The sequence below is a fragment of the Streptomyces sp. AJS327 genome (assembly GCF_013450295.1).
Classification (GTDB): domain Bacteria; phylum Actinomycetota; class Actinomycetes; order Streptomycetales; family Streptomycetaceae; genus Streptomyces.
In genome coordinates, this window is the sequence record NZ_SKBR01000003.1 from 152,016 (window position 1) to 168,654 (window position 16,639).

The 16,639-nt window shown below is 74.7% G+C and carries 12 protein-coding genes; 10 read left to right on the top strand and 2 right to left on the bottom strand.

Features of this window, described 5'->3' with window-relative positions; genetic code table 11:
* Positions 1–53: 53 nt before the first annotated feature.
* A complete protein-coding gene (locus tag E0L36_RS18085) occupies positions 54–503 on the bottom strand; it encodes an ATP-binding protein (RefSeq protein ID WP_180930178.1) in 450 nt (149 codons plus the stop codon).
* Between the two features lie 394 nt (positions 504–897).
* Between E0L36_RS18085 and E0L36_RS18090 the strand changes: the two genes are divergently transcribed.
* The 9 genes from E0L36_RS18090 (at position 898) to E0L36_RS18130 (ending at position 13,852) form a co-directional block, all read left to right on the top strand.
* Positions 898–1,770, top strand: coding sequence for a hypothetical protein (locus E0L36_RS18090; RefSeq protein ID WP_180930179.1), 873 nt, complete (start codon positions 898–900; stop codon positions 1,768–1,770).
* Between the two features lie 231 nt (positions 1,771–2,001).
* Positions 2,002–2,763 (top strand): YcnI family protein, encoded by a 762-nt coding sequence (locus E0L36_RS18095; RefSeq protein ID WP_180930180.1) that lies wholly within the window; start codon positions 2,002–2,004, stop codon positions 2,761–2,763.
* Positions 2,764–2,892: 129 nt separating this feature from the next.
* Positions 2,893–3,639 carry an SCO family protein gene (locus E0L36_RS18100; RefSeq protein WP_180930181.1) on the top strand — a complete coding sequence of 249 codons (747 nt, stop codon included), beginning with the start codon at positions 2,893–2,895 and terminating at the stop codon, positions 3,637–3,639.
* Complete coding sequence (locus tag E0L36_RS18105) at positions 3,636–4,295, top strand: copper chaperone PCu(A)C (RefSeq protein ID WP_180930182.1); 660 nt, start codon at positions 3,636–3,638, stop codon at positions 4,293–4,295. Before E0L36_RS18100 ends, E0L36_RS18105 begins: the two co-directional genes overlap by 4 nt.
* Positions 4,285–6,639 (top strand): copper resistance protein CopC, encoded by a 2,355-nt coding sequence (locus E0L36_RS18110; protein ID WP_180930183.1) that lies wholly within the window; start codon positions 4,285–4,287, stop codon positions 6,637–6,639. The genes E0L36_RS18105 and E0L36_RS18110 overlap by 11 nt, the downstream gene beginning before the upstream one ends.
* Before the next feature lie 207 nt (positions 6,640–6,846).
* A complete protein-coding gene (locus E0L36_RS18115; RefSeq protein ID WP_180930184.1) occupies positions 6,847–8,505 on the top strand; it encodes a Dyp-type peroxidase in 1,659 nt (552 codons plus the stop codon).
* A 187-nt stretch (positions 8,506–8,692) separates the two neighbouring features.
* The gene (gene pheA / locus E0L36_RS18120) at positions 8,693–9,634 is read left to right on the top strand and encodes a prephenate dehydratase (RefSeq protein WP_180930185.1); all 942 of its coding nucleotides are present in this window, start codon (positions 8,693–8,695) and stop codon (positions 9,632–9,634) included.
* Positions 9,635–11,564: 1,930 nt separating this feature from the next.
* Complete coding sequence (serS, locus tag E0L36_RS18125) at positions 11,565–12,860, top strand: serine--tRNA ligase (protein WP_180930186.1); 1,296 nt, start codon at positions 11,565–11,567, stop codon at positions 12,858–12,860.
* Between the two features lie 200 nt (positions 12,861–13,060).
* Positions 13,061–13,852 carry an HAD family hydrolase gene (locus E0L36_RS18130; RefSeq protein WP_258016391.1) on the top strand — a complete coding sequence of 264 codons (792 nt, stop codon included), beginning with the start codon at positions 13,061–13,063 and terminating at the stop codon, positions 13,850–13,852.
* 57 nt (positions 13,853–13,909) lie between these two features.
* Here the strand turns inward: E0L36_RS18130 and E0L36_RS18135 are convergent, their stop codons facing one another.
* The gene (locus E0L36_RS18135; RefSeq protein WP_180930187.1) at positions 13,910–14,977 is read right to left on the bottom strand and encodes a YafY family protein; all 1,068 of its coding nucleotides are present in this window, start codon (positions 14,975–14,977) and stop codon (positions 13,910–13,912) included.
* Positions 14,978–15,068: 91 nt separating this feature from the next.
* Between E0L36_RS18135 and E0L36_RS18140 the strand changes: the two genes are divergently transcribed.
* On the top strand, positions 15,069–16,535 hold the full coding sequence (locus tag E0L36_RS18140; RefSeq protein WP_180930188.1) for an FAD-binding oxidoreductase: 1,467 nt from the start codon (positions 15,069–15,071) through the stop codon (positions 16,533–16,535).
* Positions 16,536–16,639 lie beyond the last annotated feature (104 nt).

Consider the following 16,639-nt stretch of genomic DNA (forward strand, 5'->3'; position numbering starts at 1 on the left):
TGGGGGGAGCGGGGGGAGGCGGGGGAGCGGGGGGAGGCGGGGGACCGGGCGGGTCAGGCGACCAGGTGCTCGTCGCCGTGCCAGGTCAGCACCTTGTCGAAGCTGATGATCGCGCCGCCGCTGCCCGGTCTGTTGTGCCACCGGACGTGGTCGGCCAGCGACTCGATGAGGAAGAGGCCGCGCCCCGCTTCCGCGAACTCCCCCTCGGGCGCGAGCAGCGGCCGGTGCTCCCGGCCGAAGCCGCCGGGAAAGCCCGGGCCGGTGTCCGCGACCTCGATCCGGCAGCGGTCGCCGTCCAGGTAGGCCGTCACCCGGTAGGCGCGGGAACTCTCCCCCGCCCCGTGTTCCACCGCGTTGGCGCACGCCTCCGAGAGGGCGACGGAGAGGTCGTAGGAGGTCTCGGAGTCCACCCCCGCCGAGCGCATGGCGTCAAGCAGCAACCGGCGGGCGAGCGGCACGCTCGCGGCCTCCCGGCGCAGCTGAAGCGACCACCACATCCTCATGCTCACCCTCCGGACCGCGACTCGACGGCGGGCTGGCCTGGACGACGGTGCGTCCGGCCGTACCGATAGGTATTGCCGTGAGCACGCGGCGCTACGCGCGCGGCGAATGTGATACCCCTCATTCGGCGCAGGCGGCGAACGCTCCGGCGACGGCCGTCCGGGCCCGGCCGCCGTTCGCCCACGCCCCTCCCGCACATCGCGTGACCTGCCCGGTCAGCCTCCAGCGCGGATTCACCCCCGGTTCCGTACGCCCCCGGCGGAGCGTCAGGGGCGGCGGCCGGGCGACCCGCGCCCGGCGTGGGCGGAGCCGGTGGGGGCCGCGCGCGGGGTCCCGCGCCCCCGCCCGGACCCTGCCACGGGGGCCCCGCGCGGCCGGTGAGATGATGGCGGCGCCATGGCCGCCGGTACGGATCTGCGAGTTCTGCGGGCCGCGGTCTTCGCCGCGGTCTGTGTCGCGCTGTCCGCGGCCGGGCACGCGCTCGCGGCCGACGCGCCCCTTCCACTCTGGACGTTCGCGGTGGCCTTCGGCGCCTGCTTCGCGGTCGCCGTCCCCCTCGCCGGGCGGGAGCGCTCACTCCCGGGCATCGCGGCGCTGCTCGCCGGAGGCCAGCTGCTGCTGCACGCCCTGTTCTCCTGCGGACCGCGCGGTCACGCCGGGCCCACCGGCTCCGCGCACGCCGGGGACGGGGGCGGTCTGGTGGCCTTCGCCCGTCAGCTGATCTGTGGTGAGCCGTCCGCCGGTGGGCCCATGACGGAGAGCCGGGCGCGCCGCATCGTGGCCGAGGCGGGGATCTCCCCGGCGGACGCCGCGGCGCGCGGCGGTGCGGCGCCCGGCGTCACCGACCATCCGCCGCACGGCGCGCCCGGTTTCGCCGAGGCCCCGCTGGAGTGCCTGCGCGGCGCCGCCCGGACGGTGCTGGCCTCGCTGGACGGCCCGATGCTGCTGGGCCACCTCTGCGCCGCGCTGCTGCTCGGGCTGCTGCTGCGGCGCGGTGACGCCGCGCTGGGCCAGCTGATCCGGCTCTCCCGGTGGCTTCCGGCCCACGCGGCGGAGGCGGCGCGGGAGCTGCTGACGGTACGCGCGCTGCGTACCGCCCTCGGTCTCGCGGCGGCGCTCAGCGGCGCGCTGACCTCCGGTGCCCCGGTACACCCGGCGGGCGCGGCGGCGGACGGGCTTCCGGCTCCGCGCTCCGCCGAGCTGCGGCACTCCGTGCGCCGGCGCGGTCCGCCGTTGCCCGCCTCGACCTCGTACCTGCTCGCGGCCTGACGCGCGACCGCTCCCGCGGTACCCCTTCCGGGGCCCGGCGGAGGGACGGTGGCGTCCGCGCCGCGCGGGTTCGCCGTGCCGCGCGCCGGTTCCGCCGCGCGCCGAAGGGCACGGGCCCACCGCGACGCCACGGCACACGGCCGCGCGGACGGCCCCGGCAGGGCGACCCCGTCTCGCAGTCGCACCGACCTCTCCGTCCTATCCGTCCTGCCTCTGACAGGAGCGCACGCGATGAACCACTTCCACGGCCGCGCCGTACCGCGCGCCGGGATCACGACCGCGCTGACCGCGACGGCCCTGCTGCTCACGGCGGTGCCGGTCGCCGCCCACGTGAGCGTGGAGCCCCAGTCCGCCCCGCGCGGCGGCTTCAGCACCCTCAGCTTCAAGGTCCCCAACGAACGGGACGCGGCGGCGACCAACAAGCTGGAGATCTCCTTCCCCACCGACCAGCCGCTCGCCTCGGTGATGCCGCAGCCGGTGCCGGGCTGGGAGGTCAAGGTCAGCAAGGAGAAGCTGGACAAGCCCGTGGAGAACCACGGGGAGCAGATCAAGGAGGCCGTCACCAAGATCACGTGGAGTGGGGGCCGTATCGAGCCGGGCGAGTTCCAGCAGTTCCCGGTGTCCGTCGGCCCGCTGCCCGAGAGGGGCGAGCGGTTCGTCTTCAAGGCCCTCCAGACCTACGAGGCCAAGGACGGCGAGAAGGGCGAGGTCGTCCGGTGGATCGAGGAGCCGGAGCCGGGTGAGAAGGAGCCGGAGAGCCCCGCTCCGGTGCTCCGGCTGACCGCCGCGGCCGACGGCCACGGCGCCTCCGACAGCGAGACCGCCGAGGACGGCGAAGGTACCGAAGACGGTGAGAGCGGCGCGTCCAGCGGCCAGGCGGCCTCGGACGACGGCGGCGACACCACCGCGCGGGTGCTCGGCGTCATCGGCATCGTGACCGGCGTCGGCGGGATCGCCTTCGGCGTCCTGGCCGGCCGGCGCCGCACCGCCTGAGCCCCCACCGGACGGCGGGGCGCACGCCAACTCCCGGCGCCCGCCCCGCCGTTCGGCCCGTACACCCGGCCGGTGCGCACCCCGACGGGCGCGCACCGGCCCCCACACCCACCTGACCCCGGGAAGACCATGAACAGCCCCGCACCGCGCACCACCGACCGCACCACCGGCGACCCGCGCGCCGACCGGAACCACCCCCGGCGCGGCACGAGACGCGCGCGCCGCGCCGCGCTCCCGCTGACCGCCGTGCTCGCCGCGACCGCGCTGGCCCTCTCCGCCTGCGGCACAAGCGACACGGCCGACGAGGCGGGCGCCACCCTCTCCGCCTCCGGCGAACCGGAGAAGAAGGGCGGCATCGTGCTCCAGCAGCCCCGCGAGAAGCCGGACCTGACGCTCACCGACACCGAGGGGAAGAAGTACGACCTGGTCAAGGAGACCAAGGGGCAGCCCACGCTGCTGTACTTCGGCTACACCAACTGCCCGGACGCCTGCCCGCTGATGATGAGCAACCTGGCGGTCGCCAAGTCGAAGCTGACCAGGGAACAGCAGAAGAAGCTGAAGGTCGTCTTCGTCACCTCCGACCCGAAACGGGACACCACGAAGCGGCTGGACAAGTGGCTGCGCATGCAGGACGCCGACTTCCTCGGGCTGACCGGCGACTTCGACACCATCCAGGCCGCCGCGCAGAGCGTGAACGTCGCGCTGGAACCCCCGTACAAGAAGAAGAACGGCGACATCGTCTCCACGCACGGCAAGGAACTGCTCGTCTTCTCGCCCAAGGACGACCGGGGCCACGTCCTCTACACCGAGAAGGACGCGACACCCGAGGTGCTGGAGAAGGACCTGCCGAAGCTCATCAAGGGGCAGAACCCGTGACCGCCGCCGAACCCGCCCCCGCCCGCCCCTCCCCGAGGACCGGAGGCCGGCGGACGCGCGGCGGCCGGACCTCCGGTGCGGCCGCGGCCCTCGCGCTGGCCCTCGGGCTCACCGCCTGCGGCTCCGGCTCCGGTGACGACCCCGCCGACGACTCCGGATCGGGTGGCGGGAAGCCCGAGTTGACGATCAGCGGCGCCTACGTGCCGCAACCCGTGCTGGACGACATGGCGGCGGGCTTCCTCACCGTCACCAACGGCGGTTCCGCGGCGGACACCCTGACCGGCGTCTCCAGCGACCTCTCCGCCACGGCGGAGCTGCACACCACCAAGGACCAGCGGATGCGGCAGGTCAGGTCCCTCCCCGTCCCGGCGGACGGCAGCCTGAGGCTCACGCGCGGCGGCCACCACGTGATGCTGATGGACCTGAAGCGGAAACCGCGCGTGGGCGAGCGGGTGACGCTCACCCTCCGTTTCGAGAAGTCCGGCAAGCGAACGGTGCGCGTCCCCGTCAAGGCGACCACCCACAACCCGGACACCCCGGCACCGGACGGATCGGCCGGGCACGACGGATCGTCGGACCACAAGGAGACGCCGGAGCACGACGGGGCGCCGGAGCACGACGGGACCACGGGGAGCGGATCCCACGATGGACACTGACGCGGTGGGTGGTGGCCGCCCGGCGGCCACCACCCACCCGGTCTCCGGAGCCCCTCCGACCGCCGGGGCGCCTCGGGCCGCCGGGCCCCACCCGGCCGCCGGGGACCACCCGGGTCCGGCCGCGCGCTGGCTGGTGACCGCGCTGTTCAGCGCCGTCTGCGCGCTCCTCGGGGTACTCGGCGCCGCCACACCCGCCGCCGCGCACGCGGTACTCACCGACAGCGCCCCCGGCGAGGACGCCGTCCAGTCCACCGCGCCCCAGCGGGTCACGCTCGACTTCTCCGAGTCGGTCAGCATGGCCGAGGGCTCGCTGCGGGTGCTCGACCCGCGCGGCGAGCGCGTCGACACCGGCCCGGTGCGCGACCTCGACGCCGACGGCACCGTCCGGCGCGGCGTCGACCTCGAACGCGGGCTGCCCCGGGGCACGTTCACCGTGGTCTGGCAGGCCGTCTCGGCCGACAGCCACCCGATCTCCGGCGCGTTCACCTTCTCCGTCGGCGCGCCGTCGAAGACCTCCGTCCAACTGCCCGAGTCCGGGTCCGGCTCCAGCGGCGGCCTGGTCGGCACGCTCTACGACGGCACGCGCTACGCGGCGTACGGCGGGTTCGCCCTGCTCGTCGGCGGTGCCGCCTTCGTCCTGCTGTGCTGGCCCGGCGGCGCCTCCGCGCGCCCCGTCCGCCGGGTCGCCCGCGCCGGGTGGCTCACCCTCACCGCCGCCACCCTCGCCCAACTGCTGCTCCGCGGGCCGTACACCGGGTCGGGCGAGCTGTCCGACGCGGTCGACCTGACGGTGCTGCGTGCCGTCGTCGCCACCGACTCCGGCACCGCCCTGGTCTCCCGGCTCCTCCTGCTGGGCGTCGCCGCCCTGTTTCTCGCGGTGCTCTTCGGCACATACGCCCGGCACACCGGCACCGGCACCAGCACCGACACCGACACCGGGTGTTCCGAGGTGGAACGTCCCGCGACGGAGGCCGGGACCGCGGAACCCGCAACCCCGGAGACCGACGTACGGACGGTGGGGACACGGCCGGAGACGGACGGCGGACGGGCCGAGGACGGCGCTCCCGGGGGCGTGCGCTGGCGGGCACGGCAACGCGATCTCACGCTCGGGCTCGGGCTGGGCGGCGGCGTCCTCACCGTCGGCCTCGCCGCCACCTGGGCGCTGGCCGAGCACGCCTCCACCGGCATCCAGACCTCCGTCGCGGTACCCGCCGCGATCACGCACCTGCTGGCGGTCGCGCTCTGGCTGGGCGGACTGGCCACGCTGCTCGGCGCGCTCCACACCGGCCCGCCCCCGCCGCGCGCCGCCGTCCGCCGGTTCTCCCGTACCGCGTTCGTGTGCGTAACGGTGCTGCTCGCGACCGGCCTCTACCAGTCCTGGCGGCAGGTGGGCAGCTGGTCCGCGCTGACCGGCACCGAGTACGGACGGCTGCTGCTGGTCAAGGCGGGGCTGGTCGGCACGCTGCTCGCGGTCGCCTGGGTCTCCCGCCGCCGCCTCGCCCACATCACCACCACGCCCGCGCTCGCCGCCCCCCGCCGCTCCCCCGAGAACACCGCCAGCAGCGCCTCCGATGCGGGCACCCCCGCCGAGCCGGACCCCGAAGCGGGCACCCCCGCCACCACGGCCACGCCCGCCGCGCGGGCGCCAGGCACGAAGGCGCCCGGCACGGCGGCGTCCGGCACGGACCGGCCGGAGACCTCCGCGAGGGGTGAGCGAGGGCTCGCCACACCGACGGTGGGACCGAACGCGCCGGTGGTACGGGGGAGCGCGCGGGAGGCCCAACTGGCCCGCCAGCGCGCCGCGATGGCGGCCGCCCGCCGGAAGCGGGAACGGGACGCCGATCCGCACCGTTCGGCGCTGCGCCGCTCCGTCCTCACCGAGGCCGGTGTCGCGGCGCTGCTCCTCGCCGTCACCACCGCGCTGACGGGGACCGAACCCGGGCGCACGGCGGAGACCTCGCGCGCCGCCCAGGACTCCGCGCGCGCGGCGCGCGGCCCCGTCGAGACGGACGTGGCGTTCGACACCGGCGGCCCGAAGGGCCGGGGCACCGTCGGGCTCACCCTCGACCCCGGCCGCGCGGGGACCGAGAGCAGGCTGCACCTGCGCATCACCGGCCGGGGGTCGGCTCCCCTCGACCCACCCGAGGTGAAGGTCGCCCTGACGCACCCCGGCAAGAAGATCGGCCCCCTGCCCGCCCGTCCGAAACCGGTCGCGGGCGATCCGGGGCACTGGCTCGCCACCGGCCTCCAGCTGCCCGTGGCGGGTGAGTGGGAGGTGGCCGTCACCGTCCGTACCTCGGACATCGACCAGGTGACCGAGACCACGACCGTAGAGATCGGCTGAGGCGGGCTGAGCCATGACTGACCGGAACCCTCCAGACCGCGACCGCCGCGCCGCCCCCGGCGCCGCGCCGCCCCCGACGACCGCGCGGCCCCCGAAGCCGAGCGGACGCCCGAAGCCGGACCCACACCGGAGCCCGGGCCCACACCGGAGCCCGGGCCCACACCAGAGCCCGGGCCCACACCAGAGATCGAGCGGACCGGGAGCACCATGAACACGGACCAGACGGGAGACACGGAACCGGTGGCCGAGACGGGTGGAGCAGACGAGGTGGCCGAGACGAGCGGCACCTCCGGAACGACCGTACCGGCCGGGAAAAGCGCGAAAGCCGGGACGAGCGGGAAGGCCGGGAGGAGCGCGAAGGCCGGGAAGGCCGGGAAGAGCGGGAAGGGCGCACCGGGCGCGGACGCCCGGAAGGGCGCGCGGGGGGGCACGGGCGGGAAGGCCGGGCGGGGCGCTGGCGGCGGACCGGCCAGAAAGGGCGAGGGGGACGCGGCGAGCGGACAGCCCTCGGCGAGCGGGCGGGACGCCGAGACCGGGCGGAACGCCGAGACCGGAGGCCGGTTCTCCCGCCGGACGCTGCTGGGGAGCGCGGGCGCCGCCGGTCTGGCCCTGGGGGGCGCGGGCGGGGCGTACGGCAGGGCGCTCACCGAGGAGACGCCCACTCCGCTGGCCGCCCTCGGCTCGGAGGCGGTGCCGTTCCACGGCACCCACCAGCCGGGCATCACCACCCCCCAGCAGTCGTACGGGCAACTGATCGCCTTCGATCTCGTTCCCGGCGCGGGCCGGAAGCAGGCGATCACGGTGATGCGCCACTGGTCCGACACCGCACGGCGGCTGATGGCGGGCGAACGGCTGCCCGGCCGGGCCGACCCGCTGATCGGCGCGGACGCCGGACCGTCCGCGCTGACCGTCACCTTCGGCTTCGGGCGGAGCTTCTTCCGGCGTACCGGTCTGCTGGCCGCGCTGCCGGAGGAGCTGGCCCCGCTGCCGGAGTTCTCCGCCGACGTACTGGACAGGGACCGGTCGGACGGGGACCTGTGGATCCAGATCGGTGCCAACGACGCGCTCGTCGCCCAGAACGCGCTGCGCGCGCTCCAGCGCGCGGCCGACGAGGCGGGCCGCGCCTCCTCTGACGCTTCCGGCAGCAAGGACGGCTCGGGCAGCGAGGGCGGCTCGGGTGGCTCGAACCGGTCGGGCGCGCGAGGGAAGATCGTGCGCCCCCGGTGGCAGATGAGCGGCTTCAACCGCTCCCCGGGCGCCACCGCGAACCCGATGACCGTCCGTAACCTGATGGGTCAGGTGGACGGGACCAACAACCCCCGTCCGGAGGACCCGGACTTCGGAGAGCGGGTCTTCGTGCCGTCCTCCGGATCGCCCGCCTGGATGCGTGGCGGCTCGTACGCCGTGGTGCGGCGGATCCGCATGCTGCTGGACGACTGGGAGGACCTGCCGCTGGCCCGGCAGGAGCGGGTGATCGGCCGCCGCAAGTCCGACGGCGCCCCGCTGACCGGCGGCGAGGAACGCACCGAACCGGATCTGGAACGGGAGCGCCCGGACGGCTCCCGGGTCATCGCGGCCGACGCCCACGTACGGGTGTCCGCGCCCGCCACGAACGGCGGTGCCGCGATGCTGCGGCGTCCGTTCTCGTACCACGACGGGCTTCGCCCGGACGGGGCGCCGGACGCGGGGCTGCTGTTCATCGCCTGGCAGGCCGATCCGCTGCGCGGCTTCGTGCCGGTCCAGCGAAAACTGGACAGCGGCGACGCGCTCTCCCGCTTCATCCGGCACGAGGCCAGCGCCCTGTTCGCCGTTCCGGGCGGCGCGGCGGAGGGCGAGTACGTCGGGCAGCGGCTGCTGGAGGGCTGAGCCCGGCCACCACCATCCGGCCCACGGCCCCGCGCGGGTGCCCGGTGCGGGTGCGGCCGTGCGAGTGCGGGGCCGGGGTGGTGGGGTGCCACGGGGGCTCCGTGCCCGGTGTCCGGAAGTGCTCATCGGGGTGCCCGGAGCGTGAGACGCGGTGCGGCCCCTCCCGGGGCGCGACTACCGTGATCGCATGAGCCCCGCGATCACTCCCGCCAACGGCTACACCTACCTCGGTCCCGAGGGCACCTTCACCGAGGCGGCCCTGCACACCCTGCCCGAGGCGGCCACCCGGCAGCTCGTCCCGATGGTCTCGGTGGCGGCGGCGCTGGACACCGTGCGGGACGGCGAGGCGGCGGCGGCCTTCGTGCCGATCGAGAACTCGGTGGAGGGCGGGGTCACCGCGACGCTGGACGAACTGGCCCGGGGCCGCCAGCTGATGATCTACCGCGAGGTGCTGCTGCCGATCACCTTCGCGCTGCTGGTGCGCCCGGGCACGAAGCTGACCGACGTCAAGACGGTGACCGGCCACCCGGTGGCCCAGCCGCAGGTGCGCCAGTGGCTGGCCCGGGAGCTGCCCGAGGCGGTGTGGGAGTCGGCGGCCTCGAACGCGGACGGCGCCCGCCTCGTCCAGGAGGGCCGGTACGACGCCGCCTTCGCGGGGGAGTTCGCCGCCGCGACCTACGGTCTGGAGCCGCTGGTCACCCGGATCCACGACGCGGAGAACGCGGCGACCCGGTTCGTCCTGGTCGGACGCCCCGCGCGGCCCGCCGCGCCGACGGGGGCCGACAAGACCTCGGTGGTCTTCTGGCTCCGGGAGGACCACCCCGGCGCGCTGCTGGAGCTGCTCCAGGAGTACTCCTCGCGCGGCGTCAACATGATGCGTATCGAGTCCCGCCCCACGGGCGAGGGAATCGGGCGGTACTGCTTCTCCGTGGACTGCGAGGGGCATGTGCAGGACCGCCGGGTGGGCGATGTGCTGATGGGTTTGAAGCGTGCCTGCCAGCGGGTGCGCTTCCTCGGCTCCTATCCGCGCGCCGACGAGGTGGGCCCGACGGTCCGGCCGGGCACCCGGGACGAGGACTTCCTGGAGGCCGCCGACTGGCTGGGCCGCTGCCTGGACGGCCGCTGCTAGACCGGCTGTTGGCAGGGGAGCACCGGACCTCCCGCCCCGGTCACCGGCTCCCGGTTCCCGGCTCCGGACCGTCCGGGGTCACGCGCCGCGTTCCAGCCACGGCGTCCGACGTAAGGCATCCCACGTACCGCCACCGGCGGTCGCGACCGGCCCGGCCGCCGTGCCCGGACGGGCGGGGCACCGGACGGGCGGGGGCATCGGACGGGCGGGGGCAGAGGTCAGCGCTCCGGGCCCCGCTGATCCAGCGGTCGGGAACGGTCGCGGGGCGGGCGGAGACCGTCAGGGGCGATCGATACCGGGCGGAGGGAACGGCGGGATCGGACGGCCGGGCAAGGGGTTCGGGAGCTGAGCTGGTGTGGGGCGCTCCGGGAAGCCGCCCGGGGTGGGTTGTCCACAAAGTTATCCACAGGTCGTCTCACCAGCCTGTGCACAAGCGGGCGCACCATCCGGACACTATCGACAAAACGGCATGCAGACCCCAGGGTGCTCCACAGCACCCCAGAGTGTCACTGGCCCCCTCAATTCCCTTGATCAACACGTGGGATACCTGAATCGCACGCGTTTACCTGCGGATTTCTCCGACGTATCGGAAATTGCGGACAGTGGATCGCGTGGCCCCGGAACCCGCGACTTCCACATCCACAGCCCGGCAAGGCGCCCTGTGGATATTCGAGGTTCCACTCTTCAACCTGTGGATAACTCACGCCCGAACGGTCAGCCCCCGAGCGGATTCCCCCGCCTTCGGACCTATTCCCGGGCCCCCGAGCCCCCGGCGGACGGCCCGACGGGAAGCACCGGAGAAGCGTCAGGGAACCACCGCCGAGGAGAAGGCGCACCCGGGACGCACCCGGGTTCCCTGCGACCCCGTGACATTCCACCGCTCCGCGTATCCCCCACAGCCGTATCCAGTTCAGGGCAATTCATCCGATTCAGGCCGTTTTATTGCGCATCGCCCCGCGCGCACCGCCATCCCATTCACCTCCCCCTCCCCCACGCACTCCCCCTCACCCCGCACACGTCACCCGGCCCTCCGTGCGCCCCCGCGCACCGAGGCACCGCGATTGCCGCCGGAACCCCACTCGCACCACCCATCTCCGCGCACCACCGCTCACCCCGCACACCCCGCACACCCCACCCATCCCGCACGCCTCCCCACGCCCCTTCGCCCTCCGCCTTCCGCCCCACACCCCCCTCCTCGCGTTTCCCTCTCTCCCACCGTCGCCGCACCCCGGATCGGCCCTCCTCAAACCGCTCCACCCACGGAGCCAATGAAAATTCCCAAACCGCCGTAAAACTCCGGTAAATCAACGCTCTATCCCGCAGCTCCGCAATGCTTCCCCCGCTGCGCCGCGCCTCCCCGCAACCGTCGCCCCGAGGCCGGACGCCCTCTGCCGCCTATCCCCGGATATCCCTGTTTCGCTCTGGTTCCTCCCCGCGCTCCGCCGGTTCTTCCCGGGTCTCCGCCAACTCCCGCGAGGATCCGTGCATCCGCCCCGGACCCCGTGCCGCCCGCCCCGTGCCGCTCCGATATCGCCCCCGGGTTTCCGGTCTCCCCGCACCTCTCCAGCCCCACTTCCCGTCCCACTTTCCCCGTCCTTCGCCCCTTCCGACCCGCCCCGCCCCTTCCGGCATTCCGGCTCCGCTCCGCCCCTTCCGGCATTCCCCTCTTCCGTCCCCGTTCCGGCTGGGACACCGCTGCCGCGGCGCGTCACAATTCCGCTCGGCTTTCCCGAACGCCAGCCGGCCCCGCACCGGATACGGCGGACCGGAAAACCGCGGCCACACCGGCGGCCATCTCCACGGAGCGCCACGAGAACACCCGGGGAACTCCACGGGGAACGGCACGAGGAACGCCACGGGATAAACCGGGTGAACCCCTCCGTTGGTCGGTCCGTGGAGACGGTGAGCGGCGCACCGGTACCCTGACGGGGTGATTGACCTTCGTCTGCTTCGTGAGGACCCCGACCGTGTACGCGCCTCGCAGCGCGCCCGTGGAGAGGACGTCGAACTCGTCGACTCCCTGCTCTCCGCGGATGAACGACGCAGGTCATCCAGCGCCCGCTTCGACGAACTGCGCGCCGAGCAGAAGCAGCTGGGCAAGCGCGTTCCGAAGGCCAGCGGGGACGAGAAGGCGGAGCTGCTCCAGCGCGCCGGTCAGCTCTCCTCCGAGGTCAAGGCCGCTGACGCGGAGCGGGACGCGGCCGAGGAGGAGACCCAGCGGCTGCTGCTGCGCCTCGCCAACCTGGTGCACCCCGAGGTGCCGGTGGGCGGGGAGGAGGACTACACGGTCCGCGAGACGATCGGCGTACCGCGTGACTTCGCCGCCGAGGGCTTCGAGCCGCGGGACCACCTGGAGCTCGGCCAGCTGCTCGGCGCCATCGACGTGGAGCGCGGCGCCAAGGTGTCCGGCTCCCGCTTCTACTTCCTGACCGGCGTCGGCGCGCAGCTGGAACTCGCCCTGGTCAACGCCGCCATCAACCGGGCCAGCGAGGCGGGCCTCACGCCGATGCTGACGCCCGCGCTGGTGAAGCCGGAGACCATGGCGGGCACCGGCTTCCTCGGCCAGGCGGCCCAGGACGTCTACCACCTGGACAAGGACGACCTGTACCTGGTGGGCACCTCCGAGGTCGCGCTCGCGGGCTACCACATGGACGAGATCATCGACGCGGACCGCCTCCCGCTGCGGTACGCCGCCTTCTCGCCCTGCTTCCGCCGGGAGGCCGGTTCGTACGGCAAGGACACCCGGGGGATCTTCCGGGTGCACCAGTTCGACAAGGTCGAGATGTTCTCGTACGTCGCGCCGGAGGAGTCCGAGGCGGAGCACCTGCGGCTGCTGGAGTGGGAGAAGGAGTGGCTCTCCGCGCTGGAGCTGCCGTTCCAGGTGATCGACGTGGCCACCGGCGACCTCGGCGCCTCGGCCGCCCGGAAGTACGACTGCGAGGCGTGGATTCCCACCCAGGGCAAGTTCCGGGAGCTGACCTCGACCTCGGACTGCACCGAGTTCCAGTCCCGGCGGCTGTCGATCCGGATGCGGGAGCCGAGCGAGGGCGGCGGCGCGGGCAAGGTCCGACCGCTGGCCACGCTGAACGGAACGCTCTGCGCCGTCCCGCGCACGATCATCGCGCTGCTGGAGAACCACCAGCGGGCGGACGGCTCGGTCTGGCTGCCGCCGGTGCTCCGCCCGTACCTGGGCGGTCGCGAGGCGCTGGAACCGGTCGCCGGGTGAGCGGGGCGCTGAGCGGCCGGTCCGCCCGTTCGAACGGTCCCGCCGGCTCGGGCGGTGCCGCCGAGCCGTCGCCCGGGGCGGCCACCGCCTCCGGGCGGGCGGACCTCCCGGGGCAGGCGGTCGGCGCCCCCGGCCGGGGCGCGCGGAAGACGCCGGGCGCGGGGGAGGGAGCGGGCGCCTCCGGGCTCGGGCCCTACCGGCTGGTCGCGACCGACCTCGACGGCACGCTGCTGCGCGCGGACGAGACGGTGTCCGGGCGGACCCGTGCCGCGCTGGAGGCGGCGGCCGGGCGCGGTGCCGCGCACATCGTGGTCACCGGGCGCGCGGTGCCGTGGACCCGGCACATCCTCGCCGAACTCGACTACCACGGGCTCGCGGTCTGTAGCCAGGGCGCACAGGTCTACGACGCGGGCGCGGACCGCCTGCTGACCTCGATGACGCTCGATCGGATGCTGGCGGAGCGCGCCCTGGCCGTCATCGAGGAGCAGGTGGGACAGCTGGCCCTGGCCGTCTCCCGGGACGGGCTGGACGGCGAGGTGCTGGTCGGCCCGGGATACGGACTGGCGGAGCAGCGGCTGGCGGTCGTCCCCTTCACCGACCGTTCCGAAGCCTGGGCGGAGCCGCTCACCAAGCTCTACGTCCAGCATCCGGCCCTGGGCGACGACGAGTTGGCCATGGCCGTGCGCGCGGTGGCCGGGCAGCTGGTGGACGTGGTGGTGTCCGGCGAGGGCCTGGTGGAGCTGCTGCCGCTCGGGCTGAACAAGGCGCGGGGGCTGTCGCTGGCAGCCCGTCGGCTGAGGGTCCGCGCCGCGGAGACCATCGCCTTCGGCGACATGCCGAACGACGTGCCGATGTTCCGCTGGGCGGGACACGGCGTGGCCATGGCCAACGGCCACCCGGAGCTGATCGCCGTGGCGGACGAGGTCACCGCCTCCCATGAGGAGGACGGCATCGCCGTGGTGCTGGAGCGGCTGCTCACCGAGGCCAGCTGAGCACCTCCGTCCGGCGGTCACGGTTCAGCGGGGCGCGCGGTGGGCGTGCGCCGGGAGTCACCGCGCGCGCCCGGTGTCGGGGTGGCCGCCAGCGTGGCAGTCGCTGGTGGCCTCGTTCTCGATCCCGGTCCCGGTCTCGGCGTAGCGCCGGGCGAGCCGGGCCGCGGTGTCGCCCAGCAGCCGCCGCGCCGCCGCCGGTTCCAGCACCTCCACGTCCGCGCCGAACTGGAGGAGCTGGTGGGCGGCGCCGAGTTCGCGGAAGCCCAGCCGGACGGTGACCCAGTCCTCCGTCCCGCTCTCCTCCCGCTCCGGCGGGTCTGGCGGGTCCGGCGGGTGAGGCGGGTCCAGCAGGGAGGCGCCGAGGATGCGGGCGAACAGGTCCCAACGGGCCCGCCGTACCCGGGCGGTGACCCGCACCGGGCTGGGCCGCTCCTCCACCCTGCGCCGCAACTCGGCCCAGATGTCCTCCAGTTCGACGCCCGGTCGGCGGCGCACCGGCGCGTCGACGAGGGTGGCGCGGACGATCCGGTCGGCGCGGTAGAGGTGTGGCCCGCGCCGCCAGTCGGCGGCCAGATACCAGGTTCCGGCCTTCGCGACCAGCCCGTACGGGTCGAGCGTGTACGCGCGGGCGCGGTCCGCGCCGCTGTGCCGGTAGCCGACGCGCAGCCGCCGGTCGGTGAAGACGGCGGTACGCAGCACGTCCAGGTCGACGGCGGCACGCGGCCCGGCGAGCCAGCGGTCCGGGTCGACGAGGACACGTCTGCTGGTCAGTTCGGCCGCCGGGCGGTGCGCCGCCGGAAGCGCGGTCATCACCTTGCGCAGCGCGGAGGCGAGCGCCGCGTCCAGACCGAGCGCCGCGTGGGTGCCACGTGCCGTCAGGACGAAGAGCGCCCGGGCCTCGTCCGGGGTGAGGCCGGTGACGTCGGTGCGGAAGCCGGGGAGCAGCGCGATGCCGCCGTGCCGCCCGCGCTCGGCGTAGACCGGGACACCGGCGGCGGAGAGGGCCTCGACGTCGCGGTAGACGGTGCGCCGCGACACCTCCAGCCGCTCAGCCAGTTCTCCGGCCGGAACCCGGTTCCGGGTCTGGAGGAGCAGCAGGATGGCGAGGAGACGATCGGATTTCACGGCTCCAGGGTGCGGCACGAAAGACGACGGCGGCTGTCACGTTTTGGCCGCACGCTCTTCCCGTTATCCGGCGTCTCGGAAGGGAGCACCCATGAACGGTGAGATCAGCGGAGCCTACGAACAGCGGGCCGTCAGCGAGTTGGCCCGGCGGGTGACCGGCCCGGTGCTGATCCCAGGCGACCCGGCCTACGAGGCGGAGCGGTCCGGCTTCCAGACCCGGCGGCGGCACCGTCCCGACGTGATCGTCGGCGCGACCGGAGTGGCGGACGTACGGGCGGCCGTCGGGTACGCGGCGGCCCGGCGGCTGCCGGTCGCGGTGCAGGCCACCGGGCATGGCCTGGCGGTACCGGCGGACGGCGGGGTGCTGGTGACCACCGGGCGGATGACCGGGCTGCGGATCGATCCGGTGGCCCGCACGGCCTGGGTGGCGGCGGGGGTCTCCTCCGGGGACCTCGTCCGGGCCGCGGCGCGGCACGGACTGGCGCCGCTGAGCGGCTCGTTCCCCGGAACCGGGGTCGTCGGGTACACGCTCGCCGGTGGATTCGGCCTGCTGGCCCGGCAGTTCGGGTACGCGGCCGACCGGGTGCGCCGGATCGAGCTGGTCACGGCGGACGGGGTCCGCCGTGAGGCGTCGCCGCACCGCGAACCGGAGCTGTTCTGGGGGTTGCGCGGCGGCGGGGGAAACTTCGGCGTGGTCACCGGCATGGAGGTCGAACTGCTGCCGTTGGAGCGGGTGTTCGGCGGGCGGCTGCTCTTCGACGGGGCGCACGCCGAGACTGTCCTGCGCGGCTGGCAGCGGTGGGCGGAGTCCGCGCCCGAGGCGCTGACCTCCTCCGCGACGCTGCTGCCGTACCCCGATCTGCCGCAGTTGCCCGAGGCGGTGCGCGGCCGCTACCTCGTACAGCTCCAACTCGCCTTCGCGGGACCGGTCGAGGAGGGGGAGGAGCTGGTGCGGCCGCTGCGCGAGCTGGCCCCGGTGGAGTCCGACACCCTGCGCGAACTGCCGTTCACCGAGTCCGCGACCATCCACGACGAACCGGCCGAACCGCACGGCTACCGGGCCTTCGGCGTCGCGCTCGACGGTGGGCTGGCGGGGTCCGAGCTGCGCTCCGTACTCGATCTGACCGGCCCGGGGGCTCCGATGATGTGCGTCCTGGGGATGCGGCACCTCGGCGGCGCCCTCGCCCGGCGGCCAGCGGTGGAGAGCGCGGTACCCCACCGGGACGCGCGCTTCCTGCTCAGCGTGCTGTCGGTCCCGGAGGGGCCGGAAGAGCCGGAGGGGCCGGACGGGCCGGACGGGGCGGGGGGCTCGCGGGGAGCGGGGGACGGCCCCCTCCCGTCCGGCGGGGACGCGGCGGTGACGGCGCTGCACGAGCGCGTACGCGCCGTGGTGCGCGCCCAAACGCTGGGGAGCTGCCTCGCCATGCTGTTCGGGGCGCAGCCGGAGGTGGTGCGCGCCGCCTTCCCGCCGGAGACCCACCGGCGGCTGGCCGCGCTGAAGGGCGCGGTCGACCCGGAGAACCTGTTCCGGCTGAACCACAACATCCCCCCGCGCTGAGTCGCCGCCGCCGCGGGTCGGGTGTGAGCGAGCGCACGCGGCCCGCCCGCCGGGCTCAACGCCCCTCGTGGGGCCGGGTGTTCGGCGGGCGGCCGGGGTTCGGG

Bases quoted from the DNA above. Each gene is read 5' to 3' on its own strand.
- E0L36_RS18115 (WP_180930184.1), top strand. From the start codon at position 6,847: ATGAACACGGACCAGACGGGAGACACGGAACCGGTGGCCGAGACGGGT.
- E0L36_RS18140 (WP_180930188.1), top strand. From the start codon at position 15,069: ATGAACGGTGAGATCAGCGGAGCCTACGAACAGCGGGCCGTCAGCGAG.
- E0L36_RS18095 (WP_180930180.1), top strand. From the start codon at position 2,002: ATGAACCACTTCCACGGCCGCGCCGTACCGCGCGCCGGGATCACGACC.
- E0L36_RS18085 (WP_180930178.1), bottom strand. From the start codon at position 503: ATGAGGATGTGGTGGTCGCTTCAGCTGCGCCGGGAGGCCGCGAGCGTG.
- pheA (WP_180930185.1), top strand. From the start codon at position 8,693: ATGAGCCCCGCGATCACTCCCGCCAACGGCTACACCTACCTCGGTCCC.
- E0L36_RS18100 (WP_180930181.1), top strand. From the start codon at position 2,893: ATGAACAGCCCCGCACCGCGCACCACCGACCGCACCACCGGCGACCCG.
- E0L36_RS18110 (WP_180930183.1), top strand. From the start codon at position 4,285: ATGGACACTGACGCGGTGGGTGGTGGCCGCCCGGCGGCCACCACCCAC.
- E0L36_RS18090 (WP_180930179.1), top strand. From the start codon at position 898: ATGGCCGCCGGTACGGATCTGCGAGTTCTGCGGGCCGCGGTCTTCGCC.